General features: G+C 59.2%; 28 protein-coding genes. 7 read left to right on the top strand and 21 right to left on the bottom strand.

The genetic code is table 11. The features are described from left to right. Nucleotides 1-4 precede the first annotated feature (4 nt). From virB9 to ACZ9DP_RS18270, 10 genes are all read right to left on the bottom strand, one after another. Entirely contained in the window at nucleotides 5-862 is an 858-nt protein-coding gene (gene virB9, locus ACZ9DP_RS18315; RefSeq protein WP_476203159.1) for a P-type conjugative transfer protein VirB9, read from the bottom strand. Continuing rightward, on the bottom strand, nucleotides 859-1,530 hold the full coding sequence (locus tag ACZ9DP_RS18310) for a VirB8 family type IV secretion system protein (protein WP_476205400.1): 672 nt from the start codon (nucleotides 1,528-1,530) through the stop codon (nucleotides 859-861). The genes virB9 and ACZ9DP_RS18310 overlap by 4 nt, the downstream gene beginning before the upstream one ends. Before the next feature lies 1 nt (nucleotide 1,531). After that, nucleotides 1,532-1,801 carry a hypothetical protein gene (locus ACZ9DP_RS18305; RefSeq protein WP_194730207.1) on the bottom strand — a complete coding sequence of 90 codons (270 nt, stop codon included), beginning with the start codon at nucleotides 1,799-1,801 and terminating at the stop codon, nucleotides 1,532-1,534. A 38-nt stretch (nucleotides 1,802-1,839) separates the two neighbouring features. Further along, the gene (locus ACZ9DP_RS18300; protein ID WP_476203158.1) at nucleotides 1,840-2,772 is read right to left on the bottom strand and encodes a TrbL/VirB6 family protein; all 933 of its coding nucleotides are present in this window, start codon (nucleotides 2,770-2,772) and stop codon (nucleotides 1,840-1,842) included. Nucleotides 2,773-2,969: 197 nt separating this feature from the next. Then, the gene (gene virB5 / locus ACZ9DP_RS18295) at nucleotides 2,970-3,668 is read right to left on the bottom strand and encodes a P-type DNA transfer protein VirB5 (protein WP_476205399.1); all 699 of its coding nucleotides are present in this window, start codon (nucleotides 3,666-3,668) and stop codon (nucleotides 2,970-2,972) included. Continuing rightward, nucleotides 3,668-6,034, bottom strand: coding sequence for a VirB4 family type IV secretion/conjugal transfer ATPase (locus ACZ9DP_RS18290; protein WP_476203157.1), 2,367 nt, complete (start codon nucleotides 6,032-6,034; stop codon nucleotides 3,668-3,670). The genes virB5 and ACZ9DP_RS18290 overlap by 1 nt, the downstream gene beginning before the upstream one ends. Further along, nucleotides 6,027-6,365 (bottom strand): VirB3 family type IV secretion system protein, encoded by a 339-nt coding sequence (locus ACZ9DP_RS18285; protein WP_476203156.1) that lies wholly within the window; start codon nucleotides 6,363-6,365, stop codon nucleotides 6,027-6,029. The genes ACZ9DP_RS18290 and ACZ9DP_RS18285 overlap by 8 nt, the downstream gene beginning before the upstream one ends. 5 nt (nucleotides 6,366-6,370) lie before the next feature. Further along, nucleotides 6,371-6,670, bottom strand: a complete 300-nt coding sequence (locus ACZ9DP_RS18280) for a TrbC/VirB2 family protein (protein ID WP_476203155.1) — start codon at nucleotides 6,668-6,670, stop codon at nucleotides 6,371-6,373. Beyond that, nucleotides 6,667-7,329 (bottom strand): transglycosylase SLT domain-containing protein, encoded by a 663-nt coding sequence (locus ACZ9DP_RS18275; RefSeq protein ID WP_476203154.1) that lies wholly within the window; start codon nucleotides 7,327-7,329, stop codon nucleotides 6,667-6,669. Before ACZ9DP_RS18275 ends, ACZ9DP_RS18280 begins: the two co-directional genes overlap by 4 nt. A 3-nt stretch (nucleotides 7,330-7,332) precedes the next feature. Then, nucleotides 7,333-7,854, bottom strand: a complete 522-nt coding sequence (locus ACZ9DP_RS18270) for a hypothetical protein (RefSeq protein WP_476203153.1) — start codon at nucleotides 7,852-7,854, stop codon at nucleotides 7,333-7,335. 93 nt (nucleotides 7,855-7,947) lie between these two features. On the opposite strand from ACZ9DP_RS18270, the gene ACZ9DP_RS18265 reads away from it, so the two are divergent. Beyond that, complete coding sequence (locus tag ACZ9DP_RS18265; protein ID WP_194727963.1) at nucleotides 7,948-8,301, top strand: MarR family transcriptional regulator; 354 nt, start codon at nucleotides 7,948-7,950, stop codon at nucleotides 8,299-8,301. Nucleotides 8,302-8,650: 349 nt separating this feature from the next. On the opposite strand, the gene ACZ9DP_RS18260 is transcribed toward ACZ9DP_RS18265, so the two are convergent. Beyond that, nucleotides 8,651-9,016: a PIN domain-containing protein gene (locus ACZ9DP_RS18260; protein WP_476203152.1), complete on the bottom strand. Its 366-nt coding sequence runs from the start codon at nucleotides 9,014-9,016 to the stop codon at nucleotides 8,651-8,653. Between the two features lie 95 nt (nucleotides 9,017-9,111). After that, the gene (locus ACZ9DP_RS18255) at nucleotides 9,112-9,726 is read right to left on the bottom strand and encodes a hypothetical protein (protein WP_476203151.1); all 615 of its coding nucleotides are present in this window, start codon (nucleotides 9,724-9,726) and stop codon (nucleotides 9,112-9,114) included. Between the two features lie 141 nt (nucleotides 9,727-9,867). Here ACZ9DP_RS18255 and ACZ9DP_RS18250 point away from each other — a divergent pair, with 141 nt between their 5' ends. Continuing rightward, nucleotides 9,868-10,395, top strand: a complete 528-nt coding sequence (locus ACZ9DP_RS18250; protein WP_476203150.1) for a DUF4142 domain-containing protein — start codon at nucleotides 9,868-9,870, stop codon at nucleotides 10,393-10,395. Nucleotides 10,396-10,596: 201 nt separating this feature from the next. On the opposite strand, the gene ACZ9DP_RS18245 is transcribed toward ACZ9DP_RS18250, so the two are convergent. From ACZ9DP_RS18245 to ACZ9DP_RS18210, 8 genes are all read right to left on the bottom strand, one after another. Continuing rightward, nucleotides 10,597-11,331 carry a TIGR04290 family methyltransferase gene (locus ACZ9DP_RS18245; RefSeq protein WP_476203149.1) on the bottom strand — a complete coding sequence of 245 codons (735 nt, stop codon included), beginning with the start codon at nucleotides 11,329-11,331 and terminating at the stop codon, nucleotides 10,597-10,599. Between the two features lie 18 nt (nucleotides 11,332-11,349). Next, a complete protein-coding gene (locus tag ACZ9DP_RS18240; RefSeq protein WP_476203148.1) occupies nucleotides 11,350-12,396 on the bottom strand; it encodes a UDP-glucuronic acid decarboxylase family protein in 1,047 nt (348 codons plus the stop codon). Nucleotides 12,397-12,408: 12 nt separating this feature from the next. Next, entirely contained in the window at nucleotides 12,409-13,509 is a 1,101-nt protein-coding gene (locus ACZ9DP_RS18235; protein ID WP_476203147.1) for a CgeB family protein, read from the bottom strand. Next, the gene (locus ACZ9DP_RS18230) at nucleotides 13,506-14,597 is read right to left on the bottom strand and encodes a CgeB family protein (RefSeq protein ID WP_476203146.1); all 1,092 of its coding nucleotides are present in this window, start codon (nucleotides 14,595-14,597) and stop codon (nucleotides 13,506-13,508) included. Before ACZ9DP_RS18230 ends, ACZ9DP_RS18235 begins: the two co-directional genes overlap by 4 nt. After that, complete coding sequence (locus ACZ9DP_RS18225; protein ID WP_476203145.1) at nucleotides 14,594-15,718, bottom strand: CgeB family protein; 1,125 nt, start codon at nucleotides 15,716-15,718, stop codon at nucleotides 14,594-14,596. The genes ACZ9DP_RS18230 and ACZ9DP_RS18225 overlap by 4 nt, the downstream gene beginning before the upstream one ends. Before the next feature lie 75 nt (nucleotides 15,719-15,793). Then, on the bottom strand, nucleotides 15,794-16,834 hold the full coding sequence (locus ACZ9DP_RS18220; RefSeq protein ID WP_476203144.1) for a glycosyltransferase family 4 protein: 1,041 nt from the start codon (nucleotides 16,832-16,834) through the stop codon (nucleotides 15,794-15,796). Beyond that, entirely contained in the window at nucleotides 16,831-18,873 is a 2,043-nt protein-coding gene (locus tag ACZ9DP_RS18215; protein WP_476203143.1) for an NAD-dependent epimerase/dehydratase family protein, read from the bottom strand. The genes ACZ9DP_RS18220 and ACZ9DP_RS18215 overlap by 4 nt, the downstream gene beginning before the upstream one ends. Then, complete coding sequence (locus tag ACZ9DP_RS18210; protein ID WP_476203142.1) at nucleotides 18,870-19,976, bottom strand: NAD-dependent epimerase/dehydratase family protein; 1,107 nt, start codon at nucleotides 19,974-19,976, stop codon at nucleotides 18,870-18,872. Before ACZ9DP_RS18210 ends, ACZ9DP_RS18215 begins: the two co-directional genes overlap by 4 nt. A 176-nt stretch (nucleotides 19,977-20,152) precedes the next feature. Between ACZ9DP_RS18210 and ACZ9DP_RS18205 the strand changes: the two genes are divergently transcribed. Next, nucleotides 20,153-21,142, top strand: a complete 990-nt coding sequence (locus ACZ9DP_RS18205; protein ID WP_476203141.1) for an MDR/zinc-dependent alcohol dehydrogenase-like family protein — start codon at nucleotides 20,153-20,155, stop codon at nucleotides 21,140-21,142. Nucleotides 21,143-21,153: 11 nt separating this feature from the next. Continuing rightward, nucleotides 21,154-22,173: a Gfo/Idh/MocA family protein gene (locus ACZ9DP_RS18200; protein ID WP_476203140.1), complete on the top strand. Its 1,020-nt coding sequence runs from the start codon at nucleotides 21,154-21,156 to the stop codon at nucleotides 22,171-22,173. Between the two features lie 53 nt (nucleotides 22,174-22,226). On the opposite strand, the gene ACZ9DP_RS18195 is transcribed toward ACZ9DP_RS18200, so the two are convergent. Next, nucleotides 22,227-22,748, bottom strand: a complete 522-nt coding sequence (locus ACZ9DP_RS18195) for a hypothetical protein (RefSeq protein ID WP_476203139.1) — start codon at nucleotides 22,746-22,748, stop codon at nucleotides 22,227-22,229. A gap of 280 nt (nucleotides 22,749-23,028) precedes the next feature. Here ACZ9DP_RS18195 and ACZ9DP_RS18190 point away from each other — a divergent pair, with 280 nt between their 5' ends. From ACZ9DP_RS18190 to ACZ9DP_RS18180, 3 genes are all read left to right on the top strand, one after another. After that, complete coding sequence (locus ACZ9DP_RS18190) at nucleotides 23,029-23,556, top strand: DUF1003 domain-containing protein (RefSeq protein WP_476203138.1); 528 nt, start codon at nucleotides 23,029-23,031, stop codon at nucleotides 23,554-23,556. A 387-nt stretch (nucleotides 23,557-23,943) separates the two neighbouring features. Continuing rightward, a complete protein-coding gene (locus ACZ9DP_RS18185) occupies nucleotides 23,944-24,465 on the top strand; it encodes an antitoxin Xre/MbcA/ParS toxin-binding domain-containing protein (protein WP_476203137.1) in 522 nt (173 codons plus the stop codon). Further along, nucleotides 24,462-25,133, top strand: a complete 672-nt coding sequence (locus tag ACZ9DP_RS18180) for an RES family NAD+ phosphorylase (protein WP_476203136.1) — start codon at nucleotides 24,462-24,464, stop codon at nucleotides 25,131-25,133. The genes ACZ9DP_RS18185 and ACZ9DP_RS18180 overlap by 4 nt, the downstream gene beginning before the upstream one ends. Nucleotides 25,134-25,563: the final 430 nt, after the last annotated feature.

Raw genomic sequence — 25,563 nt, 5'->3', positions numbered from 1 at the left:
TCTCCTATTGCGCGATAGCGGGTTGCGTCTTGACGACACGCTCGACGGACGGTGACGTCGTGTTGGTCTCAGGGTTGACCCCGACACGATCGTAGGCCTCGTTGAACACGCACAGTACATCCCCTCCCCGCCGCAGAATGAACTTGCGGCTGATGGCATGAACCAGCACCAGATTGCCGTCGACGGATTTTGGAACCAGGCCCTCGGTGCCGTCGGAGTTTTCCATGTAGATCGCCGGCATTTCCTGATTGCCGGCAAAGGCGAAAGTGGTGACTTTGCCGTTGTCATAGATGGCCTGCGGTTCGAGTGACACGGAACCTTGCGCCGAATAGCGCCAGTTTCGCGGCCCATAGGCCTCGTGGAGCGAGAGCACCTGGTCCGCCCGACCGGCCTCAGCAGCCTGGGCACGGGCGGCGGCCTCCTGACGGCGCCGGTCCGCCTCATCGGCCGGGTAGCGGTACTTCACGTAAAAATAGGTGTTCTGTCCGGCTTCGACCGTTCCGTCCCGCACCGTCAGTTCCATCTGATAGCTGCGGGTCGATCCGTCGCGCCTGGCCGTCACAACCGAGATATTGGTCACCGGCTGATGTTCCCGCGGCTTCAGGAACAGGATGTTGCTTGCCGGCGCCACCTCCCATGCAACGCTATTGCCAAGCGCGACATGGGCAATCTCCTCGTCGGCGGCAAACTCGATCTGCACCGACGACCGCAACGTCCCGACGATCCGCGTGATGTTGTAGGGCTGATAATCGACGAAGCGGATACGGCTATCCTTTGATGCGCCGCGGGGAATTTCCAGGCCAACCGCCGTCGATGAAAGACCAAAACTCAGAACCGAGGCGATCAGCAATATCTGTTTCAATCGACGGCCTCCGGATCGGCGCGATATTCGCTGACGGCAAAGCCCAGGGGATTGACCAGCCGGTCGGTGGAGGACATCGGCGCGTTGACATAGGAAAAGGTGAGCGTTGCGACCCAGTGCGTGGTGCGCACGTCGTCTCCGCGGGTGTTCGTGCGCATGTAGCGCACGGAGGCCACGTTGGCATTGATCAGGGAGATGGAAACAATGCTGATGCGCGCCGTCGCGCTGCGGCCGTAGATATTCTGCGGAGATTGCGGATTGCTGCCTCGGTAGACACTAGCGAAACGCGTCTGCTCTGGCTGCGTGGAGAGCAAGGCAACGATCCGGAAATTCTCCTCGGCCTCGCTCCACACATAGCCTTCTCTCGCGCGCACATACTTGGCGGCGAAATATTTGGTGACGGCCTCATCATAGCTCCCGGCGGCCGACGTCAATGCGGAGACCACGTCGACGATGCCGGTGGAGTTGTCGACGCGGACCACGAAGGGCTCGACCGTTTTCAACGGGGTGAGCCCGGCAATGGCGAAGACGGAGACGACGGCCACGATGCCGGCACAACCAGCGACGAACCAGGCGATGCGGGCGGAACGCTCCACCTGGATCAGCCGATCCTGATCGAACCGGCGCGCCTTGTCGAAGTAGCTCTTCAGATTATCCGGCGTCACCATGTCACTTGCCCTTGCACGGACGGTAAGAACCTTCGACATCGAAGTGTGCGAAGGCGGCTGGCGTGGCCGGGGCAGGTTGCTGCGCGTAGGAGGCGGCATGGCTTGCCGGGGCGGACGCAGGCTGCTTCAGCTTGCCGTCGTCCTCCCGTTGCCACATGGCCCGGTTCAGGGGCCGGCGGAAGTAGCCGTCACATTTGGGAAGCGGGTGTGTCATCGAGCTGCAGGCGGGAAGTGCCCCGGCGATGAGAAACAATGAAACGATGCGAAGCATGCGCACACAACCTGTCCGTTTCTTGAGGAGAGCGAACGTCATTTTTCCCCTCCCGGTCTGAGACGGCGCGAAACCGGGCGGGCTCCTCGCCCGAGCGCTCTTGCCGAATGCGAGGCTGCCCAGGCAATCGTGCTTTCGTGAGCGTCGCGAGCAGCGCCGTAGCCGTAGGTCAAGGATGCCCCGCCTGCGGCGAGAGCCGACGCAATACCGGGCAGCTGATAGAAGACGTAAAGCGCTGCAAGGCAGATGGCGCAGAGCGCGATCGGGCGCATCAGCACGTCGGAATAGCTTTCGATCGCCGTGAACGTCGTGTCGACGCAGGTGATCAACAACGAACCGATCGCAACGACCAGGACCTGGAGGATGACGAAATTGGCAAGCTGCGCAATCCAGGACTCGGTGAAGCGGCGAGTGGGCTGGAACATTGCAAGCGCAATGAAGATCGGGCCAATCGCAAGCACGATGGCAAGGGCCAGCCGCGCATAGAGGGAAACGATGTAACCGATCGCCGCGACAATAAAGCTCGCGCCAATGACCATCATCCCGCCGATGCCGGTGACGATGTCGACCGGCCAGGACGCACGGGCCCAGATTTCCTGGGCGCCCTTCTGACCCTTGTCGAGCAGGCTGTCGAACGTAGAGGCGCTCGGCGCGGTGCCCGAGTTCAGCGCCTCGGAAATCTCTTTGGGCAGCGTCTCGAAGAACAGACCGGTGACATAGGTCTGGTACTCGCCGGCGTTCCTTACCAGCATGACGATGATTGCAAGCTTCATTGCCCGGAACGCAAACTCGAGGATGGGCTCCTGGACGGAACCGCGCAGCACAAGGTAGCCGTAAAGCACGACGTAGAGCGTCAGCGCCGCGGTGAGCGGCCCACTCACCCAGGCGGCAATGTTTGCGGTGCCCGACGAGATGAACGTCTCCAGGGGCGACTTGAACTGCCCGTCCACGAAACTGAAGACCTGATACATCTCTTAGCCTCCGGGTAACTTGCGAATTCGAAGAAGCTGCAGCCCCGCCGCCTCTGTAGTGTTGGGCGTGTCAGCATGTCTGACCGGATTGTTGCAGCACTCGGCCATGACGTTGGCGAGCAAAGCCTCATCACCCGCATCTGTCTGGCCGGCGCAAACCGGCTGGGCGGACGCGATCACTGCAGGAAGGGCATGTTTCATTTGAGCGCCGCCCCCATTGCGTCCATGCGTTTGCGCCAATCCTCCGCCTCTCGCTGGTCATCGACCTGCACCTGCGCCTGCTGGACCATCTGCAAACCCTGCATGCGCAGCAGGTCGGTTTGAAGAAACGCCGTCTCGGCCTGCAGCCGCGCCTGAAGATCGGCGACGTCCTTGGCATCGGCGGCGCTGGAAATCTGTTGGCGCAGCTGATCGATGCCCTCGATGCGCTTAGTGGCTGCATCATAGATCTGTTGGCCAAGGCTCATCTGCCCTGCATTCTGGTTCTGGACGCGCGACAATTCCTGGGCGTAGAAATCATTGGCGTCGGTGCGATAGGTCGAGTTGCTCTCAAGGAATTTCGAAGCAGAATTGCCGAAGACGCCGGTACCTGACCCCTTGAACAGGCCTTCGACGGCACTGAAGTCGCGTGGCAGTGCCTTGCGGATCGAAGGGTCGTTCAAGAGGCTTGCGACATCTGCCATGTTGGTGATCTTGTTCAACGACCCATAAAGCTGCTCGGCTTGCTGGAGCTGCTGGTTCAGCGTGTCGAGCTGCGACTTCAGCTGTGTGATGCTCTCGATCTGCTTTACGATCGCCGTCCGGTCGATGACCGGAATGCCCTGTGCGGATGCCATTGCGGCCGACAGCAAGGCAGCTGCCGCCATAAGAGCAAACCCTGCGCTTTTTCTTTGCATCATCCCGCTCTCCTTCTTTGCCGGAATACCGCCAGCCAGTCCTCTCGCCGGTCACCGACCTCCGCCCTGATCGCCTCGGCGAGTTCCACGTTGGCGGTGCGGCCGGACAATATGTCGAGTTCGTCATCGAAGCCTTTGAGGTTCAGTTCTGCGACGACGCTGTTGTGTCCCTGCTTGACGATGAAGCGGCGGCTTTCGGCCGACAGTTCGCGAGCGACAAGCTCGAACTCCCGTTCGGTGAGTTTGAAACCATCGACGTAGTCGGCACGATCGCCACGCGGATTGGGAAGGAAGATCTGCGTCGGGCACTGCTCGATGATCGTGTGGGCGATCGGCGAGACAATGGCATCGCGCGGGCTTTGGGTCGCAAACAGCATGAGCCCGTTCTGTTTGCGGATCGTCTTGAGCTTGTTTTCGGCGAGGTCGCGAAAATCTTCGTCCTGCAAGGCCTTCCAGAATTCATCGATCACGATGATGATGCGGCGCCCGTCGATCAGCTGCTCGATGCGGAAGAAGAGATAGGCCATCAACGGTGTGCGGATTTCCTCGTTGTCGAGGAAATCTGTCATGTCGTATCCGACGAATTTGGCGCCGATCCCGATCTCGTCGGCCTCGTTGTCGAATACCCAGCCAAGCGGCCCTCCCCTTTCCCACCGCCTCAACCGCGAGGCGATACCCTCCGGGTCGGTATTGTTGAGGAAGGCGCGCAAGGCGCCGATGGAACGCCGTTCGACCGGCAGGTCCGCCAGGCCGTCGACGGCCAAGGCGATGTCGCGCAGCTCCGTGACCGTCAGTTCACGTTTCGCCGATCCGACCAGCTTGCCGATCCACCGTGTGAGAAACACCTTGTTTTCCGCAGTCAGCTCAAGTGCCTTCAGCGGCGCGCAGCCGGTGGCAACGCCATTCCTCACCGGCAGGTAAGCGCCACCCGCCGCCCGGACGAAAAGGTCCGACCCACGATCCTTGTCGAAAAAGACCATATGCGGATCGTGCTTTTCGAGTTGGGAAAGCATGAAGTTCAAAAGGACGGTCTTGCCGGCACCCGAGGGACCGCAGATGAAGGTGTTGCCAAGGTCGCGGTGGTGGAAGTTGAAGTAGAAGGGCGAGCCGGACGCAGTCTTCAGCAGGGCAACGGCTGGTCCCCATTCATTTCCGTCCTTCTGCCCGGTCGGATAGGAATGGAAAGGCGAAAGTGCTGCAAAATTCCGGGATGTGATGGCGCCAGACCGCGCGCGGTAGCGAAAGTTGCCGGGCAGTTGTGCCCACCAGGCCGCTTCAAGCCCGAGATCTTCGCGCGCGACGACCGCGCCGCCATTGGTAAGGTGCGATCGGGCCTCCGCCAGATCGTCAGTGAGCGCTTTGACTGAGGAAGCGAAGACTGAAAGCGTGAGGTGATGCTCGCCGAGTACGAAGCGGTTGGATTCGAGATCGTCCATCGCAGCGTCGAGTTCTTCGACCTGGGACGCCGCCTTGTCGCCGGCGCTGACCATCTGGTTCTGCTTGCGCCCCATAATGCTGCGCGCATCCGCTTTCGAGGTGAAGGCGAAGGATTGTGCGAGGATGAGCTCGAACGGGGCCGTCAGGATGCCGTCGAGCATGCCGCTGCGGGTCGCTGCCGGATATTCCTTGAACCCAAACATCCCGGCATAGCGGCTTTCGGCCTCGTGACGGATCTCGATGGTCTCGCGGCCGAAAATCACCCGATCCGAATAGATCGCCGATGAAATCCTTCCTTCCGTCAACGCAATGGGCTCGCGCCGGCCACCCACGATTTGATGAAGGACTTCGCTCGGCTCGGAAAACAGGATGCCGTCCTGCTCGTAGAGGGACAGCACGCGAGGCCCGAAGCGTTTCAGGCCGGCGGTGATGTCGGATAGCTTGCTGCGCAGGTGCTTTAGCGCCGTTTCGTCGAGCTCGACATCGCTTTTGCGTGCCCTGCGCAGTCGGGAGAGAAGGTTCATGGCTCTTTCGGCGGGATCGCGTGCGGGATGCCAGACCAGTGAAAGATAGAGATCGTTGCGAAACAGATCCTCGCCGATCATGCGCGCGCGATATCTTGAATTCAGTGCATCGGAGAAAGGATTGGCATATTGTCCTTCCGGATAGCCGTTGTCGCGACGGCGAATGACATGCGTCCAAAGTGCGAGGCGCTCATCGGCGACATTCCGGTAGAGCGTGTTGAGGTTGCGGTGCAGGCTGTTGAGGTCGATGACGTCAGCTGTTTCAAAGGAGACGCCTTCGAGCGCGATCATCACCATCAGCGCTCTGGTGCCGAGCCCGATCGTCGTCTCGTCGATATGGCGCACATAAGGAATAAAGGTCTCCGGCCCGAGTTCGCGGGATCGAAGCGTTGCGTTCCTAGGCAAGGCTTAGGTCCCTTTCGTCATAGTGTCTGGTGAGCTTGAGCGGCGAGAGCGTAGCCCCGCCCCAATAGGAGGTGTTGCGCGATCGACCGCGGGTCTCCATCCAAGAAACCAGGATCCGGAACATGTTATGGTCGTGCTTGACGAGCGTTCGGAACAAGAAATGGAAGACGACGCCGACAAGCGCATAGGCAATCGATCCCGCCGTGATGTAGAGGATCGTCGTCAGCACGATGTTCAAGCCCATCGCCTCCATCGTCACACCGGCAATCATCGCCGGCCGGGTGCAGGCCAGGAACAGGGTGTCTTCTTCGATGTCGGGAGCTGTCGCCATGTCGCTCAGCTCCCGACGATGGTGTTCACCAGTTCGGTGGCACCGAAGATCCCCCCGATGCCGATGATCCAGTAGCCGGCACGGCGCAGATCCATGTAGCCGAACATCCAGGCGATGCAGATGATGATCACGGCGATGACCGCAAGCAGGCGGGCGATGTTGCCGGTCAGCATATCGACGATATTCTGCAGGACGGTTTCGATGCCTGCGGCCTGGGCGAAGGCCGGTTCGACCATGCATGCAACGATGGCTGCGGCCATCAAGGCAGAGGCAGCGACAGGGCGAAGATTGGATTTTGAAGTCATTCACTTTGCTCCGATCGATCATTCTGAAACACGAGAACCGAAGATCGCCGCCGGGAATTGAAGACGTCCCATGAGGCGGTCTCATCGACTTGGGGAAGGCGTTTTGCGACCGCTGACACATCCTGAATGTCTGCGGGTTTCTCGAAGCGAGCTTCAATGCGCGGCTCGGCAATGGAAAGCGATGCCAGTTTGGGGGACAGCCGGACCATTTCCTGGCGGACCTGCTCGTCATATCCGACCAGTTTGCCCAGCGACGGATCGTCTCGACCGTAATGAGACTGAAGCATGATGTTTTCCGCTTGCGCCGCATCGGCGCCTGCGCGCAAGGCACGGCGATAATACCCATCGAGAAGAGTGGCGGTGGCCTTGAGGTTCATGCAGGGATCGAATGCATCCGATATGGAAAGCTTCAGCTTGTGCAGTTCCTCCAAGCCGAGACCGCCAAGACCGATCTGGATGTCCTGGTGAGCCGCAACGAGGGAAGTGGCGAGCTCAATTGCCTTCGCCTTCGATGCCGGCCGATCCGAAAGCGGCGGGCCACTGTTGATGCGGATCGCATAGGGCTGAAAACTGCTCTCCAGGCTAACAACTGCAGCAATCGTCTCGATCGCAATGTTGGGAGCGCATGCCTGCGCAAGATCGACGAAGGCGACTGGCATTGCTTAGTACCACACCCTTTGGTTTCCGACCCCGTCAATGGTGACGTCGACGTAGTGCGGCCTCGCGCGCATATGCGGCCGCATTGTAACGTAGCGCCGGCACTGTCGCTGCCCGTCATTCCAGTGCCAGGCGGATGAAAGAACTCCGCGCTCGCTGTCTGGGTAGCATTCATTGTTTGAGACAGTCTGCGGTGTGGTCGAGATGCAGCTTACCTGCCGTCCGCGATCGCTGTATCGCGTCGTTAAGCGGTAGCCTTTGTCGCAATAGTAAGGGGCGTATCCGGGCGGAGATGCCGTAAAGTCATGGCCGTTGCAGCTCGGGAATTCGTTGCCCTTTGCAAGTTCTCTCCACAGTTTCTCAATCGGCGGGCGGCATTCGGTAAATTGCGTTGCGCCGCCGGGATTGGAAAGGCATAGGATAACCTCGCATCCCCAATCATCGGCCCGCGCATGACTCCCTGAAATGAGATATGATGGCGAGATATTGAGAAGAGCCACGAACGTCCTGATCAGAAGGTTTTTCATGAGCCGTCCCTCCGCAATCAACACGCCAACGATGCCCGCCGGCGCCTGTGTCGTCTGGAAATTTATACAGCCTTATATTATGCAGTTAAACAGATGACAAGAGCACTCAACGTTCAATGGCACAACCTTGCCTTTTCAGCCTTCATCTTCCACGAGATTTTTGACAATCCGCTGGAGGATGAAACGCCTCAGTCGCGGTTGAAGCAGATCGGCATGATGAGTGTCCTCTACATCATGCACCAGGGACATCAGCCGCTAACGCTTTCAAATATCGTCGAAACCACCGGTTTGACGCGCACCGGCGTAACCGAAACGGTAGACCCGTTGGTTCGGCGCGGGCTGCTGACGGAGAGCTTCGTGAAGAACTCGATGGGGCGCGGCAAGGCGCGACGGTTTGAGATCGCCCCGGAGATCCTGGAGAAAATTCGCAGCTTCCAGGGGAGTTAAAACCCTGCGTAAGGTGAAATCACTGGCGACTTATAGCGCCTTAATTAAGAGCAATTGCTTCGCCTTTGTCACCTGAGCCAGATAGTCGGCGCGGTCGCGCTGCGCTCACCGATCCTGCGCCTTTGCCATCGCCGTGATCTTCGCGGTTCCCGCCGCCATTGCAGGCTATGCCCTTGTGCATGGCGCACCCGCGAAGCCGTTCCTTCTGAAATCTGGCGGCAAATCTTCTGCATTTGCGGGTTGCGAATTTGAGGGCTGTCGGCCGCTCGCAGGGCGGGCGAACCACCAATGCTCAACGTTGGTCAACGGTTGAAGATTACACCCAGTTTTCCGCCCGGACACCCGGTATTCAGGCGAACTCCCGCATGTAGTTGGTGACGACGATCAATCCTTCGCTGCGAGCATGGCCGCCAATCAGCATGTCATGGGAACCGCAAGGCGTTCTGGCTCGCTCAAGCTCGGCCCGGACCCGCCCGTAGGGCGCCGCCGCCTTGTCTCCGAAAGGCAGCTCCTCCAGCCGCGCCACGAAATGCTCGATCGCAATCAGGTCCTCGATGCGGCGAGCCGATTTTTCCGCCCTGTAATGCAATTCTCCGAGCGTGATGCTCGATATACAAAGCTGTTCGGCCAGCGTGTTGAATTCATGCGGTAGCTCCAGCGGGTAGGTCTTCATCACATAGATGCAGATATTGGTGTCGGGCATGTAGGTGAGCATCAGAAAGGCTCACGTTGTTCCGCTGCCGGTTGAACCGCGCTTAGAAGAAATCAAGTTTTCCATGCGTGCACGGCTGGCTTTCAGCAGATACGTTCCTATGAAAAATCAGCAAGTTCCTGCGTTCCATTGAACGACGAGGGAGCGTCTGATGACCATATGGATCGTTGAGTGCCTTTCAAGCGTCGCCTGAAAAAAGCTTGTTGCCATAGCCGCAGAACGCTGATCTGCTTGACCGATATGTGGCCCAATCGCTCCGGCGCTCGTTTCATCAGGGCAAAAAAGCCTGCAAGGGAGCGGTCGAAGGGCGAATCAATCCTGAAGATGCCCGTATTGAATTTCAGGCCGCAGCCGAAGAGACAAATCTGGTCATTCATTGACGAGGCATCCGAGGGCCGCAAGGTGAATTGAACGAGCTTACAAGCCTTGCGCATCTCAGGGACCGAGCGAATCGAATGCGCATGCGCAATGTCATCTGCAATCCCAAGGAGCAGCCAGTGCAAGTCCTGGAGCTTAAGAAAATCAGGAAAGGCGATAACGATCCGGATATGCCATTCGTGATCGTCGACGGTGACGAACGCCCAATGTTCAGATTCGCTTTGGAATACAAGATGAACGGAAAGATCTGGGCGACCGACATATGGGCCTACTCCTTCGAAGATGCCGAAGATCGCATAGCCGCCATGCGCCGATCGCTGACGATATGTGGCCAACTCTATCGCGAAGTGCCGACCAAGAGCATTCCGCGCACTTTCATAACCGCTCCCGAAGAAAACAGTCGTTAGACAACTTCGGGAACAGTTCGGCGCATGCCGAGTTGGGAGCACACTGAAGATAGTCTCAAGGAGATCCCCATGAACCGCTTCGCCACTGCCTCGATCGTACTTCTGATCGCAAGCCCTGTTCTCGCGCAATCGGCTACCGAAAAAACCGGCGTCAACAGCCTGATTGGAGTGGCGCCGAGCACCCAGGATTTTGTGCAGGAGGCCGCGACGAGCGACATGTTCGAAATCGAGTCGAGCAAGCTTGCGCTGGAGCGGGCGGACGGACCGACCAAGGCCTTCGCCCAACAGATGATGACCGACCATACAAAAACGACCGAAGAGCTCAACGGGCTACTGAGCGGTGGCAAGGTTCAGGCGACACTCCCGACCGCCATCACTTCTTCAAAACAGGACATGCTGGAAAAGCTCCGGGGTTTGAAGGGAGCCGATTTCACAAAGCAATACCATTCAGATCAGGAATCAGTACACGAGGACGCCGTCGACCTGTTCCAGCGGTATGGCGATGAAGGCGAGAACGCCGAGTTGAAAGCCTGGGCCGCTAAGACACGCCCTGCTCTCGAGCATCACCTGCAGATGGCAAAGGATCTGAACAAGTAGCCTCGTCTCGAGCTGCCTCGCTTGCTCTTCGGGTCGGGCTGGCCCGGTGAAGACAGGAGGCAACACCACCCGCGGCAAATACCTGGCTGCCGTGCTTGGCGTCTTCCGGCGTCGGTACGGGATCGCCGGACGCGAAAGGCGGATGCGGTGCGGTTAACAGATCGAGAAGGAAACAAGCGGGATCGCCCATGAACGCCTGCCTTACATAGGCTGTGGCTCGACCATGTACGGTCGCCGCCCTCGGCGGCAGAGATAAACTTCCCGCTCGGGATTGGCCTCTATCACGAACCCGGAACTGCGCAGCATCGCTTCGACCGCGGCCTTGTTGGGAATGAACCAATTGGTGGGATCAGCGGCATAACGCTTCTCGACGAAGAACAATTTGGGAAAATCCGGCCGATCGAACACCGCCCATTCCGAAAAGTCATAATCTTCTTCCAGTGTGGCGATCCGCTCGTCGCCGCGCTGCAGGCATTGAAACAGCATCAAATCGCCGACCACGTGTTCGTAGAGGAGATCGAGGGCCAGCAACGGATGGCGGAGGTGATAAAGCACGCCCATGAAGAGCACCAGGTCAAAGGTCTCCCCGAGCTTCGGCACATCGTAAACCGACATCTGCTCGAATTCGACGTCGAAGCCGAAATGATCGGCGGCAAAACGTGCCTGCGCGAGATAGCGCGGATCGGAATCGACGCCGAGCACCCGCCCGGCGTTGCGCCGCTTCATCTCGATCGCATAAAAACCTGCATTGCAGCCGATATCGAGAACGCTGCGCCCGCCCAGATCCTCCGGCACGACATGCTTGAAGCCTTGCCATTTGAACGCGGGATAGTCGCCGAGAAAATGATCGGGGGCGGTTTCAACCTCACCGAGCCGCATGTTCTGAAACCAGGGGCCGAGTTCGCTGATGCGACGTTTGAGCGTTAGGTCCCTCATCGCTTGGATCCGTTCAAGTCAGTTTTGCGCGGAGACCGATTGTGAAACAACCGTGCTGCGATGACGACGCGGCGTTGCCGCCCGTCGCTGTTTGCGATCGCGAAGGTTGTAGGCAAACCAGTCGATTGTATTCCCGAGCCCTTCGAGAAGTGGCACAGTCGGCTGCCAGTCGAGCAGTTCGCTCGCACGGGAAATATCCGGCCGGCGACGCTGCGGGTCATCCTTCGGCAGCGGCTTATAGATGATCGCCGAACGGGTCGGCACCATCGAACGGATCATCTCGGCAAGCTCATTGATGGTAAATTCACCCGGATTGCCGAGATTGACCGGCATGCGCGGATTGGGCTCGACGTCCATGAGCGCCATCAGACCACCCACAAGATCGCTGACATAGCAGAACGAGCGGGTCTGCATGCCGCTTCCATAGATGGTGAGGGGCTTTCCCGAAAGCGCCTGCACGATCAGATTGGAGACGATCCGCCCATCATTCGCCTGCATGCGCGGCCCGTAGGTGTTGAATATGCGGGCGACCCGCGCATCCACGCGACTGGCACGCAGCATGTCGAAGCAAAGAGCTTCCGCTGCGCGCTTTCCCTCATCGTAGCAAGCGCGCGGTCCTGTGCAGCTGACATTGCCGCGATAGTCCTCCCGCTGCGGATGTTCGGCCGGGTCGCCATAGACCTCGCTCGTCGAAGCCTGCAGGAAGGAGGCTTTGTGCTGTTCGGCAAGGGCAAGCAGGTTCCCCGTGCCGGCGACGCAGGTCATCATCGTGTGGACGGGATCCGCCTGATATCGCGGCGGGGATGCGGCGCAGGCCAGATTGTAGATCTGGTCTACCGGCTCGTCTATTTCCAGAAACTCGCAAACGTCCTGCTCGATGAGCCGGAAACGCGGATGGTTCGTCAACGGCCGGACATTGTCCCGCGAGCCGGAGATATAACTGTCGACGCAAATGACGGGATAGCCACGGGCGAGGAGCGCATCGCAGAGATGCGAACCGACAAAGCCGGCTCCGCCCGCCACCAAAACAGTCTTGCCTTTTTCGCGAAGATTTCCTTGCCGCATGGATACTCTCCTTCACGCCGAGATGCGTTGATAAGCTGGATTTGCTGGCAGTCCCGAAAGCGCCTGGACGAGTTCGCCAGCGCGTGCGGCACCGGTATGGCGCCGCATCACACGTTTCCTGGCGGCAGCGGCGATCGCCGCACGGGCGCTGTCGGAAAGTTCCGTCAGCGCCGCTACGACATCCTCCTCTCCGCGCGCGATGATCAAAGCCTCGCCATCCGGCAGCAACTCCTCTAGCCCCCGCCAAAAATCGCTAATGATCGGCGTTGCGCAGGCGGCGGCTTCGAAGAGGCGCACGCTCGGCGACCAGCCGGCGGCGATCATGTCGCTGCGCGTTACATTCAACGTGAAGCGCTGCCGACTGTAGAAGCTTGCATGATCGGCAGGTGCCAGGTGCTCGATGCGCTCCACATTCGCCGGCCAGTCGATCTCTGCAGGATATTGTGGTCCGGCGACGATGAAGCGCATTGACGGCAAGCGGCGCGCCGGCTCCAGGAGAAGACATTCCAGGGTCGGCTGACGGTCCGGGCTATATGTTCCGAGATAGCCGAGATCCCAGGATCGGGCCTCGCCGGTATTGGCATAGCAGTCTTCATCCACCGAGCAATAGAGCGCGATAGCCTTCCTCGCGCCGTATCTCCGTTCCAACAGGGCCAGCACCTCTCCTCCGGAAAAGGAGAGATAGGCGTTGAACAGAGGAACCTGCTTCAGCGTCAGATATTCCTCATCGCCACGATCGAGCTTTGCCAACGTGACGGGCGTATCGATGTCGTAGAAGCAGAGGCGTTTCGGCTCCAAGGCATCAAGTTCGCCGATGAGCGCCACACCATCGGGAACATAGGAACCTACGATCACGGCATCAGCCTGGCGCAGCCTTTCCCGATAAAGTTCGATCATGGAGTCGATATCGGAATAATAGGCGAGTTCGCAGAAATCCGGCGAAGCAAGGTCGCGGTGGCTGGCGTACCAGGGCACGTCTCGCTCGAGGAATAGAACCCGGTGGCCGTCCTGCCGCAGGCCTTTGATGAGGGCACGATAGGTCGTGGCATGGCCGTTTCCCCAGGAGGACGAAAGCGAAAGCCCGAGGAAGACGATGTCGAGCGGTCTCGTCATAAGGCTGCCTCCATCCGCGCGCCGCGACGGGCGCGGAAAATTTCATCCACCGCTCCAGCGCGATGAGAATAAGTGTGATCGGCCAGGACGCGCATGCGCGCCCTCTTCCCGATCTTGGCTGCGGATTGGCGGGACAGGCCGGCGATCAAGGCCGCCACATCCTGTCCGTCGCGCGCGACCAGGATTTCTTCGTCGGGCTTCAGGAAGAGTTCTATTCCTTCCCAATGGTCGGTGATGAGACAGGCGCCGGCGCCGGCCGCCTCGAAGACGCGTGTCGCGGGCGAGAAACCATTCTCCGCCATGCTGGCGCGCGATATGTTTAGAACCGCCATGGGGGTCACGTTGAAGGCGTTGTGATCCCGCGTCGGCACATGGCCGATATAGCAGACATTGGACGACATTGGCTTGTCCTGCCAGCCTGAACCACCGAGCAGGAACGTCCGGCCCGGCAGACGAGACGCAGGGTCCAGGAAGAAATGCTCGACCCGCGCCTCCCGGTCCGGCAGACGATTGCCGAGAAAACCGAGATCGGCGGCAAAGCGGCTGTCCTCCGGCACCGGATGATGGGTTTGCGGGTCCAATGCATTGTAGATCGGCGCGCATTCGGCCGCTCCTACGGAGCGATATGCGTTCACGACCGGATCGCCCCCGCCATAGGTGAGCACGAGATCGATTTTGGGAAGTGCCCGGCGCAGCGGATGATCGGGGTCGGCCTTGAGTTCGGCGAGCGTTGCGGGCGCATCGACGTCCCAGAAGATTTTCAGTGCCCGCGGCGATGCGTTGCAAAGCACTTCTTCCAGCAGCAGATCGTCTTGAAAACCGACGCCGCTTGCCTTTACCACGATCTCCGCCTCAGCCGCATGGCCGCTTGCCGCCTTCAAGGCGTCGATCGTCCCTTCATAGACGACGACCCTGCACCAGTCCGGCGGGTCCATGTCCCGGTACTTCTGCCGATCGTATACATCGGGCTCGTAGAACGTGATCTCATATCCCTTCTCCGCCAACGCCCGCAGCAGGCCGCGATAATAGGTGGCTGCACCATTCCAATAAGCGGAGACGAGACTGGAACCATAAAAAGCGATTTTCATTCGGCTGCCTCCCGCAAGCTCTGGGTAACCTTGCTCGTGCCGCAGTGCTTCAGGATGGTGCAAAGCTCGTCGACGCGGTGCCGGCAGGTATGGCGCGCCTTGATCGTTTCGAGGCCGGCCGCGGTCAGGCTCGCGGCCCGATCGGCATCGCTGAGGACTTCACGCAGGCTATTCTTCATCTCCTCGCCGTCACGAACGAGAAGATAGTCCTTGCCCGATCTGAAGAGGCGTTCAGCATCGTCCCATGGCGCCGAGATCAGGGGTATTCCGCAAGCGAGCGCCTCGAAGACACGGATGGTCGGGATGCCCGGCAGATGCTCGACATAAGGCCGCCGCGGAATGTGCACCGTGACCTTGTGGCGAGCAAAGGCGAGCGAGACATCCGCGTTGGCAAGCCAGCCGCCATAAGCGATACCGGCATTGCCAAGGGCCTCGAGCGCATCATTGGGATAACGGACGCCGCGAACCGTCGTGTTCAGGCGGAGATCACGGGCTGGATGGATGAGGAATTCACCGATCTCGGCTGATCGTTCACCATCGCCCCAGTTGCCGATCCAGATGAGGTCTCCGATTTTTTCGATTTCCGGCAGTGGTCGAAACAGGGCATCGTCCGCGGCCTCATGCCAGGTGAATACAGATTTTCCCCAACCTGCACGAAGATACCGTTCGCGCAACGTCTGCCCAAAGGCCAGCACGCCATCGTAGTCGTCAAGCATTAGTCCGGCGATCTCGCCTTCGGCGGAGACTGCTCGATGATGCGTATCGTGGAAAAGCAGGGTGAAGGTCGAACCGTTGCGCCGGATGCGGCCGAGACACTCGACCAATTGGGGTTCCGTCCACTCGTGGACGATGACGACATCGGCATCGGCAAGCTCGGCTTCGTGATCGAAGTCCTTACCGTAGATCTGCGAGCGGTGCTGCGGGAAGGTCTCGTGAAACCTCTCGACTGCAACCTGTCCCTGATCCTCGACGAGGTTGGCACGGCTCCACGCATTTTTCGCCTCCAACGCCAGCGTTTCATGACCGCGCCGCTGAAGATCGCGCATGACGCCGCGAAGAAAATGCGCATTGCCATGGTTCCAGTCGGAAACAAGCGAGTGAGTATAGAAAACGAACTTCATGATTACTCCGCTGCTGTTGAAAACGCCCGGTCGTGCATGCCAGAGTAGATCGCGAGCATCGCCTCCGCCTGTGCCTTAAGGCCAAACCGGGCAGACCGCGCGCGCGCCCTTGAGGCCGAGCGCAGCGCGCTGCTGCGGATCAACGGCAAGACCATTGAAGGCATCAGCAAAAGAGTGAGGACGATACGGGTCGGCAAACAAAGCGGCGTCATTCCAGATTTCGCGATAGGTCGGGATATCGGAAAGAACCAATGCCGCGCCTCCCCTGGCTGCTTCGAGAGCCGCAAGACCGAAGGGCTCGTAGAGGGAAGGCGAAGCCACGACGGCGGCCTGCCGCATCAGGGTGATCATCCTCCCGTGCGAAAGCTCGCCGCGATGATCGGCATGGCGAAACTGCAGGGTTTGACCGTTGGGGCCGTTGCTTTCGCCGGCCGCGATCACCGGCCAGCGCGCCACGGCTGCCGCCGCATCCAGCACGGCGCCGTTTTTCCCATCGTCCCACCAACGCCCGGCGGCAAGAACGAAATTCTGTTTGGGCGCGTCGGACATGTCGAGCGCGCTCGAGTTATAAACGACTTGAAGGTTCGGTATCTGGTCATAGGCCGCATCCATTGCTGCAGCATGGCTGCGGCTTGGGGCAATCACCGCATTCGCGCGTGCGAAACCGGCCCGGTTCAGCCGATATTGCCACCGCCAATCCCGCGGTACTTCGCTGCTGCGGACGGCCGCAAACCATGTCACGACACAGGAATGGCAAACCAGGACAACCGGCAGGTCGGTTTTCATGTGCGCCGCCTGCGACGGCAGATTGAGATGCAGAAGATCAGCCTCTTCTCGGCGAGCGAGATCAACGATCAGGCGCGGCACCTCTGCGACTGCCTTTTCGTCCTGCACCATCCAGTCGAGCGGCGCGTCCAGCCAGGCAAGCTTGCCGATCCGGTTTGCCTCGGCGATCTTTTCCTCCGTCGGAGCCGGCCCCAGCCCTGCGAAGACCACCTCGGTATGGTTCGGCTTCAAGGCTGCGGCCAAGTCCATGGCGTAACGCCAGACGCCTCCCACAGCGTCGACTGTCATCAGCACGCGGCGGTGCTTGTTGCTTAGCTCCTGTCCGATCATGCCGATACCCTCCGCTTTTCCCTTCGGATCTGCTGGCCGCCGAAACGGTTGGCGATCAGCCATTCGGCAAGGTGCCGCAACCCGCGACGCCATCCGATGCTGGCCGCCCAGCCGGTTTCGCTTTGGAGTTTTTGCGTATTGGCCACGAAATAAAACTGGTCGCCGGCGCGCCATGGGCCGAAGCTGGTTTCGACGGGGCGTCCGGTAAGCTCTTCGATCTCGTGCAGCACCGCTACGACGCTGACGGCGTTGGGCGGTCCTCCGCCAAGGTTGAAGGCATTCCCACTGACACGAGCGATATTGGCGAGCAGCGACCGATAAGCGGCTACAGCATCATCCACATGCAACACGTCCCGCACCTGTTTGCCGCTACCATAAACAGAAATGGCTTCGCCGCCGAGCGCCCGGATTAGAAAATGCGCGACCCAGCCCTGGTCTTCAGTGCCGAACTGACGAGGGCCATAAATGCAGCTCATGCGCAAGACGGCAGCCGGTATGCCGTAGGACTTGGCATAGTCGAGGATATACTGATCGGCCACGCCTTTCGAGCAGCCGTAAGGCGTGCAGAAATCGAGCGGCCGATCCTCGGCAATGCCTTGCGCCCGCACGACCTCGTTTTCGGGAATATAACGATCCTTGAGCTCAACCATGCCCAGATCGTCGAGACCGCCATAGACCTTATTCGTGCTGGCGAAGATAACCGGCGCCCGTCTGCCCGCCTTGCGCACCGACTCCAGCACATTGAGGGTGCCGCGGGCATTCGTTTCGAAATCCTCGAGCGGATCGACAAGGCTGGTGGTCACGGCCGTTTGCGCAGCATAATGGAAGACCGCTTTGGCATCCTTGAAGGAAGCTTCGATGCCCAAAAGATCGCGAACATCGGCAAGAACAGGATGAACCCGTGCGCCATGCCGTTCGATAAGCCAGGAAAGATTCTGGTCCACGCCGGGTCGGCCCAGATTGTCGAGGATGATGACGTCTTCGCCATCGCTCAGCAGACTGTCGGCGAGATTGGAACCGATGAAGCCACTGCCGCCCGTAACGACAATGGGTGCAGCACCAGAGGCAAGATGCGGTGCCGCGAGCGTGGCTACCTCTTCCACTTTTCTTACACCCCCTTCCACGAGCAGACGGGCCAGAAGCTTGGGTTTGTTGTCATGACTTACCGCGCCGAGATGGTAATGCCGGGGATCGAACCACAACCCCTCCTGCACCGGAACGTCAGGCGGCACGTCGCGCCAGGAATACCAGTACATGCGGTCCGCTGGCACGTTGAGGGCTTTGACGAAGCGCCGTGCTTGTTCGATCTCGTCGTTACGCCAGGTGGAGTAGCCGGCCTCGGTGATCCAGATCTCGGCATCGGTATTGTAACGGTCGACGATCCCGCGCATCTCGCCGAGATGCATGTCCCAGCCGCCCCAGGTCCCTTCCTCGCTGTCCCAGGTTCCAGGAAAACCGTGGAAGCCGACTGCGTCAACGACGTCGATCACGCCTCGCGTGCCCATAAGGTTCAGCCAATAGGGATCGAAGGGGCATGGCCCGCCGAGCACCGGCTTGTAACCCCTTTGCTTTGCCCAGTAAGCGGCACCACCGACCATCTCGCAGAAGAGCAGGAAATCGCTGTCCTGTCGCCAGTCCCAGTCGAGCAAGTTGTTCGGCTCGTTCCAAAGCTCGATGTGACGGAAATACTTGCCATAGCGCGTTAGGACGTGATCGACGAAATCGGCATAGGACTTGAGATCGACCGGCGGTCCCGAGGATCGGCCTGTCCGCGACATCGAAGGCGGCGTATAATGGATGCAGGGTAAAAGATCGATCTCGCTTCCGACCTTCGGGATCAGCCAATCGAACCATTCCCGACCGCCCGGCGCCAGATACTCCGCCCAGGATAGATGCGTGCGAAGATAACTGGCACCGCCCGCGAGGATATCCGGAAGGACCGCTTCGGTCCGCTCATGTTCCCCCGGCCGGAACCACTCGACGAAGCCGAACCGCTTTGTCTCTTTTTGACTGGATACGCGAGAGCCGTCTTTGCTCATGAGATCAAGCCCCGCTCTTCCAGTTGCCGCTTCATCTCGGCCGCGCGGTCGATTGCCCCTACCCGCCTCACCCATTCGGCAAACGGAGGGAGCGAATTCTCGAGGCGATCCTTCGGTTCGAAGCCGAGCAATTCGCGGGCTTTGGAAATATCGGCAAAGCAGTTACGGATGTCTCCGGAGCGCGCCTTGTTCACGATATTCGGGCCGATTTCCGGCACGCCCATCGCATCCGCAAGAAGTGTCGCAACATCGGAAATCGAATAGGCATGGCCGCTGCCGATATTGATCACATGGCCGGCGGCTGCTGGCTTCTCCAAGGCCAGGCGGAAAGCCACCGCGACATCTCGCACATGGACGAAATCGCGACGTTGCCTTCCATCCTCGAAGATCATCGGTGGCTGTCCGTTGGCAAGACGGGAACCGAAATTCGCAAGCACACCGGTATAAGGATTAGAAAGTGCCTGCCCGGCGCCGAAGACGTTGAAGAGCCGCAGGGCAACGGCATGCAGGCCATAAGCTTCTCCGAAGATCAGCACCTGCCTTTCCTGCGCATATTTCGTCAAAGCGTAGATGGACGCCAGATCGACCGGTTTTTCCTCATCCGTAGCGACCGGCACGAGGGGATTGCCATCCGAACCAAGAGGATCCCATTGGCCGCGTTTTGCCTCAGCCGCCATTCGCCGGATATGTCCGAGCTTTCTGCCATCTGAAGTCTGATAAAGCCCTTCGCCATAGACGCTCATCGAGGAGGCGACGACAATCTTTCCAACCGGCAATCCGAGCATGTTCTCGAGGAGGACGGCGGTTCCGAGGTCGTTGCAGCCGACATAGCGGGCAATCTCGTACATCGACTGCCCGACGCCGACTTCGGCGGCAAGATGAACCACACCTTCGATATTCGCGAGGGCCGCACGCACTGCGACCTTGTCCCGCACATCGCCGCGAACAACCTCTGCGCCTTCCGGCACCGCGACCTCCGCATCGGCGTGCACTTGATCGATTAGTGCATCAAAAATGCGCACGTCATAGCCGTTTTCGATGAGTTCTTCAGCGACATGGCGACCAATGAAGCCGCACCCGCCCGTGATCAAGATCTTCGCCATTTTGATCTGTCCCATTGAAGAATTCTTTTCGGAGCCGACAGACGAACCGGCTGCGAAAGTAAAAGTTCCTTCATCAATGACATCTTTATTGACTTCATCATCTATGACTTCTTTGACATCTACCGGAACTCTTCGTACGCCCCGCAGTTTTAAGGATGCGTCCTGGAGGATATCTGATGGATACTGCGCACGGACCCGCAGCAGATCTTATGCGCGCCGCAATTGTGACCGGTCCCGGACAATTGGCTGTCGAGACACGCCCCCTGCCGAAGCCTTATTCAGGCCAGCTCAGAGTTAAGTTGGAAGGATGCGGCGTCTGTGCATCGAACCTGACGCCCTGGGCGGGACCCGAATGGATGACATTCCCGACGGAGGCCGGCGGGCTCGGTCACGAGGGCTGGGGAATCGTCGATGCTGTTGGCGAAGACATAACAGGGATTGATATTGGAGACCGCGTCGCGATCCTCTCCTATCACGCCTACGCCACCCATGACATTGCCGACGCTGCTATGGTTGCGCCGCTGCCGAAGGAACTGGACGGTCAGCCGTTTCCGGGTGAACCACTTGGATGCGCCATGAACATCTTCCGCCGTTCCAACATCGAGAACGGTCAGACGGTCGCCATCATCGGTATCGGCTTTCTCGGTGCGCTCCTCACCCAACTCGCGACGGCAGCGGGAGCACGCGTAATCGCGATCTCGCGGCGCCCTTACGCGCTGGAAGTCGCATCACGGATGAAGGCGGCCGAAACCGTTCTGATGGACGATCACTGGCGCATCATCGAGAGCGTCCAAAAGCTGACTGACGGAAAGTTTTGTGATTGCGTGATCGAAGCCGTCGGCAAGCAATGGCCACTCGATCTCGCTGGCGAACTGACAAAGGAGCGTGGGCGGCTGATCATTGCCGGGTACCACCAGGACGGTCCCCGACAGGTCAACATGCAGCTCTGGAACTGGCGCGGGCTCGACGTCATCAACGCCCACGAGCGTGATCCCGCCATCTACATGCAGGGCATCCGCGACGCGATAGAGGCCGTACGGCTCGGAAAAATTGATCCTCGATCGCTCTATACGCACGTCTATCCTCTGGAAAAGCTAGACGAGGCTCTCGACGCAACGCGCGACCGCCCCGACGGCTTCCTTAAGGCACTGGTCCAATATTTATGATCGGGACGGTTATGAAGCAAGGTGCAGCGGTCACCGTCAAGCCACTGAAGCTCGGTTTTCTAGGCGTGGGATGGATTGGCCGACACCGGATGAAGGCGATTCTCGACAGCGGCATAGGCAAGGCTGCCGTCATCGCCGATCCGGCCGAGGAGATGGCGCGGGAGGCCAAGGCGATGGCACCCGAGGCCAGGATTGCAGTCGACCTGGACGATTTGCTTGGCGAGCAGTTGGACGGCGTGGTGATTGCGACACCAAGCGCGCACCATGCAGCACAATCCATTCGCGCCCTTGAAGCGGGCGTCCCAGTCTTTTGCCAGAAACCGCTGGGACGGACGGCCTGCGAAGTGCAGGCCGTCATAGATGCGTCCAGAGCAGCCGACAGGCTCCTCAGTGTTGATCTTTCCTATCGGCACACGCGAGGCATGCAGCAGATTCAGGAGCTTATTCGCTCGAACGCGCTCGGAAAGGTGTTCACAGCAGATCTGACCTTCCATAATGCCTACGGCCCCGACAAGCCCTGGTTCTATGACAGAAGCCTTTCCGGCGGCGGCTGTCTCATCGATCTCGGTGTCCACCTTATCGACATGGCCCTATGGTGTCTCGATTTTCCGTCTGTCAAAACCGTCACGAGCCAGTTGAGAGCCCGTGGGGAACGGCTTGCGCACGGAAGCAGCCAGGTCGAAGACTTCGCGGCTGCCACGCTGACGCTTGCCGGCGACGAAGTCGTGCGGCTGACATGCTCCTGGCGGCTTAAGGCGGGCTGTGACGCGATGATCGGTGCGGAATTTTTCGGTACCGAGGGAGGCGCCTCCTTCAGAAATGTCGACGGCTCGTTCTACGACTTCACCGCAGACAAGCTGCTGGGCACCTCGCGGGAAAACCTTGCCCAGCCGCCCGACGAATGGGGCGGACGGGCTGCTGTAGACTGGGCAAGGAAGCTGGCGGCCCGGGAACAACGCCATGATACCGCTTGCGAGGAGTTCCTAGCGGTCGCGGAAGTGATCGATCGCATCTACCACGCCGATGAATGACAATCTCTGACTTCGCACACTACAGACCGAACGGCAATGTTTCCGGTGCGTCTTCAGCAGCCGACTTTTGCGCTACGGGCGTTATCGGATGGCTCGAACTGGACGAAGGCGTCGTACTGGCGGGAGAGGTCGAAAAGCGCCGACTTCCGCTCCAAATCCAGCATGGAACGGGCCTTTCCAGCGGCGCGGCGCAGGCCTTCGTAGCTTTCTTCGAGGGGCGGCCGGATGTCTTGATTTCCATCTCGCGATTCCAGTCGATGACGGCAACTGTCCGTCATGCGTGCCGGAGCCGGCAAGGCCTCCACCTTACGGTCGAAGCGGCGGCGAGAGTCTGCATGGGATCGAAAGCGGTCATGGGCTCTGTCACGGCAAAAGTCTTCAATTTCATGTGCTTCCACTGTGGCGGGCATTAACTCAAAACAAGTGTCGGCGTTGAAGATGTCGCGTCCGTTTCGCCGCGGACTGGAACCTGAAACACAGTGCATGGTTTTCTTTTTCGGAAAGAAGTTCCCATGCCAGGATGGAACTGTGACAAGAACCGATTGATCGAAACCACCACTCGATACGAGGGGCATGAAAGCACTCGCCTCGAAACAAGGCCTTCTTGCCGGCTGGGCAGTTGTCGCAGCCGCATTGTTTCTGGCCGCTGTTTTTCACCTTGCTGCAGCTCGAGCCACAGGGGCAAATCGATCCCATTCGCAGTTTCGCCTGCGGAAACAGCGGCGACGCCCGGTCTGTCACAGACTGGCGAGGAAGTGTTTGCCGCCTCGGAGGAGGATATTCCGCCCCGCCGGCAGCAGCACAGCGGGAACGCCGTTGCCGAGCCGTCAGTTCACAAACTGAGGAGAATGGTCCATGTCGACCTCGCCACCAGCAAACTCGGCAAATGTCGTACGACGCCTTGACCGCAATATCGAGACCCTTCTTCGACGGCGGCAGGCCGAGAAACAAAGGGCTCCGCGGCAGGATCGAGTGGCCATCGCCATTACCCGTTTCGCCGGTTCGATGATCTTCGTCTATATTCATGCGGTCGTCTTCGGGGCCTGGATTCTCGTCAATGTCGGCTTGCTTCCCTTCCTGCCGGAGTTCGATCCGTCGCTTGTAATCCTCGCTATGGTTGCCTCCGTCGAGGCGATCTTCATCTCGACTTTCGTGATGATCAGTCAAAACAGAATGGCCGAGGCCGATGACAAGCGATCAGATCTGAACCTCCAGATTTCACTTCTGGCCGAACATGAGGCGACGCAACTTCTAACGATCGTATCGGCAATTGCAGAAAAGCTTGGCATTGAGGTCGAGCCGACTGTCGAAGAACTGACAGATGACGTCACTCCGGAGGAGGTGCTCGACACGATGGAAGAAAAGGCCCGAAACGGACCATAGAGCCCTCAACAGTGAAGCCATCAACCGAGAAACCAGTGAATGAAAGCTATTGAGAATCCGGCTCGCTGCAAACGCTTGCGCACTTTTTGCAAAGTGCTGCCTCCCGTCTGCGGGAGGCATAGGCTTATGTGCATATCGAACTGAAGTAGCAACGGCGCAGAGGCCGCGTGCTTGCGTACATTGTCGATGACGTGAGTACCGCATTGGATACGAAACATCGACAAGACTATGGGCACAAGGAGAGCCTGTCCTTCATCTGGCAGCATCACCGCGCCCAACCGTATCAGCGGCCTTACCCTTTGAGATTCAATCCTTCAAGTTCTTACTTGCCGGCCGTCCCGATTTGGACTATTTCTAAATACGGACGGAGACCCGATGACTATGATCTTGCGCACGCGCCGCACAGAGCAACAGAACGAGAATGGGCCGCAGCGCCTCAACCCGGACCGATTTGCTCCCGCAACCCGCAAAAGGCTGAGCGCGCCGGCCCTGCGCACCTTTTTGGCGATCGCCGATCTCTGGAGGCTGAACGAAGAACAACGCTTGCTTGTGCTGGGCTACCCGTCGCGATCCACTTATCACAACTGGGCCAAGCAAGCGCGCGAACATGGTACCTTCACTCTGGACGCCGATACTCTCATTCGAATCTCGGCCGTGCTTGGTATTCATCAGGGGCTCGGAATCCTGTTTCCTAACGAACGCGCCGGCGTTGCATGGCTGCGGACGCCGCATGAAGCGCTTGTTTTCGGCGGCCATCCTCCGCTCAGCGTTCTGACGAGCGGAACCCAGGACGGGCTGATGACCGTTCGTCGATTCCTCGATGCTGCAAGGGGTGGAATCTACATGCATCCGAACATCCTGGATGAAACATTCGCGCCGTACGAAGACGGGGACATCGTCTTCCGGTGACTGATCGTTTTGCCCAAGCGCCACGTCCTTCTTACCGGCTGATCCCATCGAAATTCCCGCCTATCGGGCTTTTCGATTCCATTGCGACGACGGCCGACCTTGAAGCCGTGATGGAGCTTGCCGGCTGGACTAATGACCGTCTGGTTGCTGACCGCATCCAACGACTTCCCCAGGACCAATGGGTCTATGGCACTCCCAATTCGAGTATTGTGATGGCGGCATTTTTGCATGTTGCGCCGGGAGGAATGCGATTTAACGGCGCCGATCTCGGCGCATGGTATGCTGCCGACGATGTCCGTACAGCTGCAGCCGAGGTTGGTCATCATCTTCGGCGCGAGGCTGTTGCGCGCGGTGTTGCGGAGATGACGCGCACCTATAGAAGCTACTCCGCCATCATGCGTGGCGATTACCTCGACATTCGTGGAGAGCAGGTTCTGCGGCCCGAGATCTATGATCGCACCAGCTACGCCGCTTCGCAAGCGCTTGGTGAGAAAGTGCGTTCGAACGGCGGGGCCGGCATACTTTATGACAGCCTGCGGCGCAGAGCCGGCGTGGACATTGTCGCATACAGGGCGCGGAACATTCGTGAGGTCGTGCAGGCCGATCACTTCGAGATCACCGTTTCTGCCGGTGAACGACGCATTGACGTCCAAAGGCTTGCGTCCTAAGGGCGGAAGCCTCTGCACTTTGGGCTGAAATGCGCATATTGCGTGCAGCGCATCAACCTGCTCAGATCCGGACCGGCGCTTTCGGGAGCTTCCCCGGTTCGTTCGGCAACATCTCCCAACGGAAATGATCCGGCAAGCCTCTGCTGCGCGGACACCGATCGAATGTGCTGTCTTTCGGTCAGGTCATCTGCCCACCGGCATGGTCAGCGCGCGGTCATTGAAGACCTATTTCCGTCAAATCGAGGCTGTCATCTATGTCTAAAATATAACAGTAAGTAGTGCTGCCAGTTAGTCGTCCGCTACGCTAGGCAGCCAGCAGCACTACTTCGCCATCGACGCCTCCGGATCTGACTTCAACACTGGTAGCAACTCGGCGAGGCGGATATGTTCAAATCACACGTTTTTTGGTCGCTGCATCCTGGAGTGGAAC

Source organism: Rhizobium sp. USDA 4016, from assembly GCF_056279705.1.
This window is presented reverse-complemented; position numbering and strand designations above follow the sequence as displayed.

Bases quoted from the DNA above. Each gene is read 5' to 3' on its own strand.
- ACZ9DP_RS18205 (WP_476203141.1), top strand. From the start codon at position 20,153: ATGGATACTGCGCACGGACCCGCAGCAGATCTTATGCGCGCCGCAATT.
- ACZ9DP_RS18235 (WP_476203147.1), bottom strand. From the start codon at position 13,509: ATGACGAGACCGCTCGACATCGTCTTCCTCGGGCTTTCGCTTTCGTCC.
- ACZ9DP_RS18215 (WP_476203143.1), bottom strand. From the start codon at position 18,873: ATGAGCAAAGACGGCTCTCGCGTATCCAGTCAAAAAGAGACAAAGCGG.
- ACZ9DP_RS18265 (WP_194727963.1), top strand. From the start codon at position 7,948: ATGACAAGAGCACTCAACGTTCAATGGCACAACCTTGCCTTTTCAGCC.
- ACZ9DP_RS18260 (WP_476203152.1), bottom strand. From the start codon at position 9,016: ATGCTCACCTACATGCCCGACACCAATATCTGCATCTATGTGATGAAG.
- ACZ9DP_RS18230 (WP_476203146.1), bottom strand. From the start codon at position 14,597: ATGAAAATCGCTTTTTATGGTTCCAGTCTCGTCTCCGCTTATTGGAAT.
- ACZ9DP_RS18310 (WP_476205400.1), bottom strand. From the start codon at position 1,530: ATGGTGACGCCGGATAATCTGAAGAGCTACTTCGACAAGGCGCGCCGG.
- ACZ9DP_RS18285 (WP_476203156.1), bottom strand. From the start codon at position 6,365: ATGGCGACAGCTCCCGACATCGAAGAAGACACCCTGTTCCTGGCCTGC.
- ACZ9DP_RS18225 (WP_476203145.1), bottom strand. From the start codon at position 15,718: ATGAAGTTCGTTTTCTATACTCACTCGCTTGTTTCCGACTGGAACCAT.
- ACZ9DP_RS18270 (WP_476203153.1), bottom strand. From the start codon at position 7,854: ATGAAAAACCTTCTGATCAGGACGTTCGTGGCTCTTCTCAATATCTCG.
- ACZ9DP_RS18195 (WP_476203139.1), bottom strand. From the start codon at position 22,748: ATGCCCCTCGTATCGAGTGGTGGTTTCGATCAATCGGTTCTTGTCACA.
- ACZ9DP_RS18200 (WP_476203140.1), top strand. From the start codon at position 21,154: ATGAAGCAAGGTGCAGCGGTCACCGTCAAGCCACTGAAGCTCGGTTTT.
- ACZ9DP_RS18305 (WP_194730207.1), bottom strand. From the start codon at position 1,801: ATGCTTCGCATCGTTTCATTGTTTCTCATCGCCGGGGCACTTCCCGCC.
- ACZ9DP_RS18280 (WP_476203155.1), bottom strand. From the start codon at position 6,670: ATGACTTCAAAATCCAATCTTCGCCCTGTCGCTGCCTCTGCCTTGATG.
- ACZ9DP_RS18240 (WP_476203148.1), bottom strand. From the start codon at position 12,396: ATGCGGCAAGGAAATCTTCGCGAAAAAGGCAAGACTGTTTTGGTGGCG.
- ACZ9DP_RS18250 (WP_476203150.1), top strand. From the start codon at position 9,868: ATGAACCGCTTCGCCACTGCCTCGATCGTACTTCTGATCGCAAGCCCT.
- ACZ9DP_RS18210 (WP_476203142.1), bottom strand. From the start codon at position 19,976: ATGGCGAAGATCTTGATCACGGGCGGGTGCGGCTTCATTGGTCGCCAT.
- ACZ9DP_RS18275 (WP_476203154.1), bottom strand. From the start codon at position 7,329: ATGCCAGTCGCCTTCGTCGATCTTGCGCAGGCATGCGCTCCCAACATT.
- ACZ9DP_RS18245 (WP_476203149.1), bottom strand. From the start codon at position 11,331: ATGAGGGACCTAACGCTCAAACGTCGCATCAGCGAACTCGGCCCCTGG.
- virB5 (WP_476205399.1), bottom strand. From the start codon at position 3,668: ATGCAAAGAAAAAGCGCAGGGTTTGCTCTTATGGCGGCAGCTGCCTTG.
- ACZ9DP_RS18300 (WP_476203158.1), bottom strand. From the start codon at position 2,772: ATGTATCAGGTCTTCAGTTTCGTGGACGGGCAGTTCAAGTCGCCCCTG.
- ACZ9DP_RS18220 (WP_476203144.1), bottom strand. From the start codon at position 16,834: ATGATCGGACAGGAGCTAAGCAACAAGCACCGCCGCGTGCTGATGACA.
- ACZ9DP_RS18190 (WP_476203138.1), top strand. From the start codon at position 23,029: ATGTCGACCTCGCCACCAGCAAACTCGGCAAATGTCGTACGACGCCTT.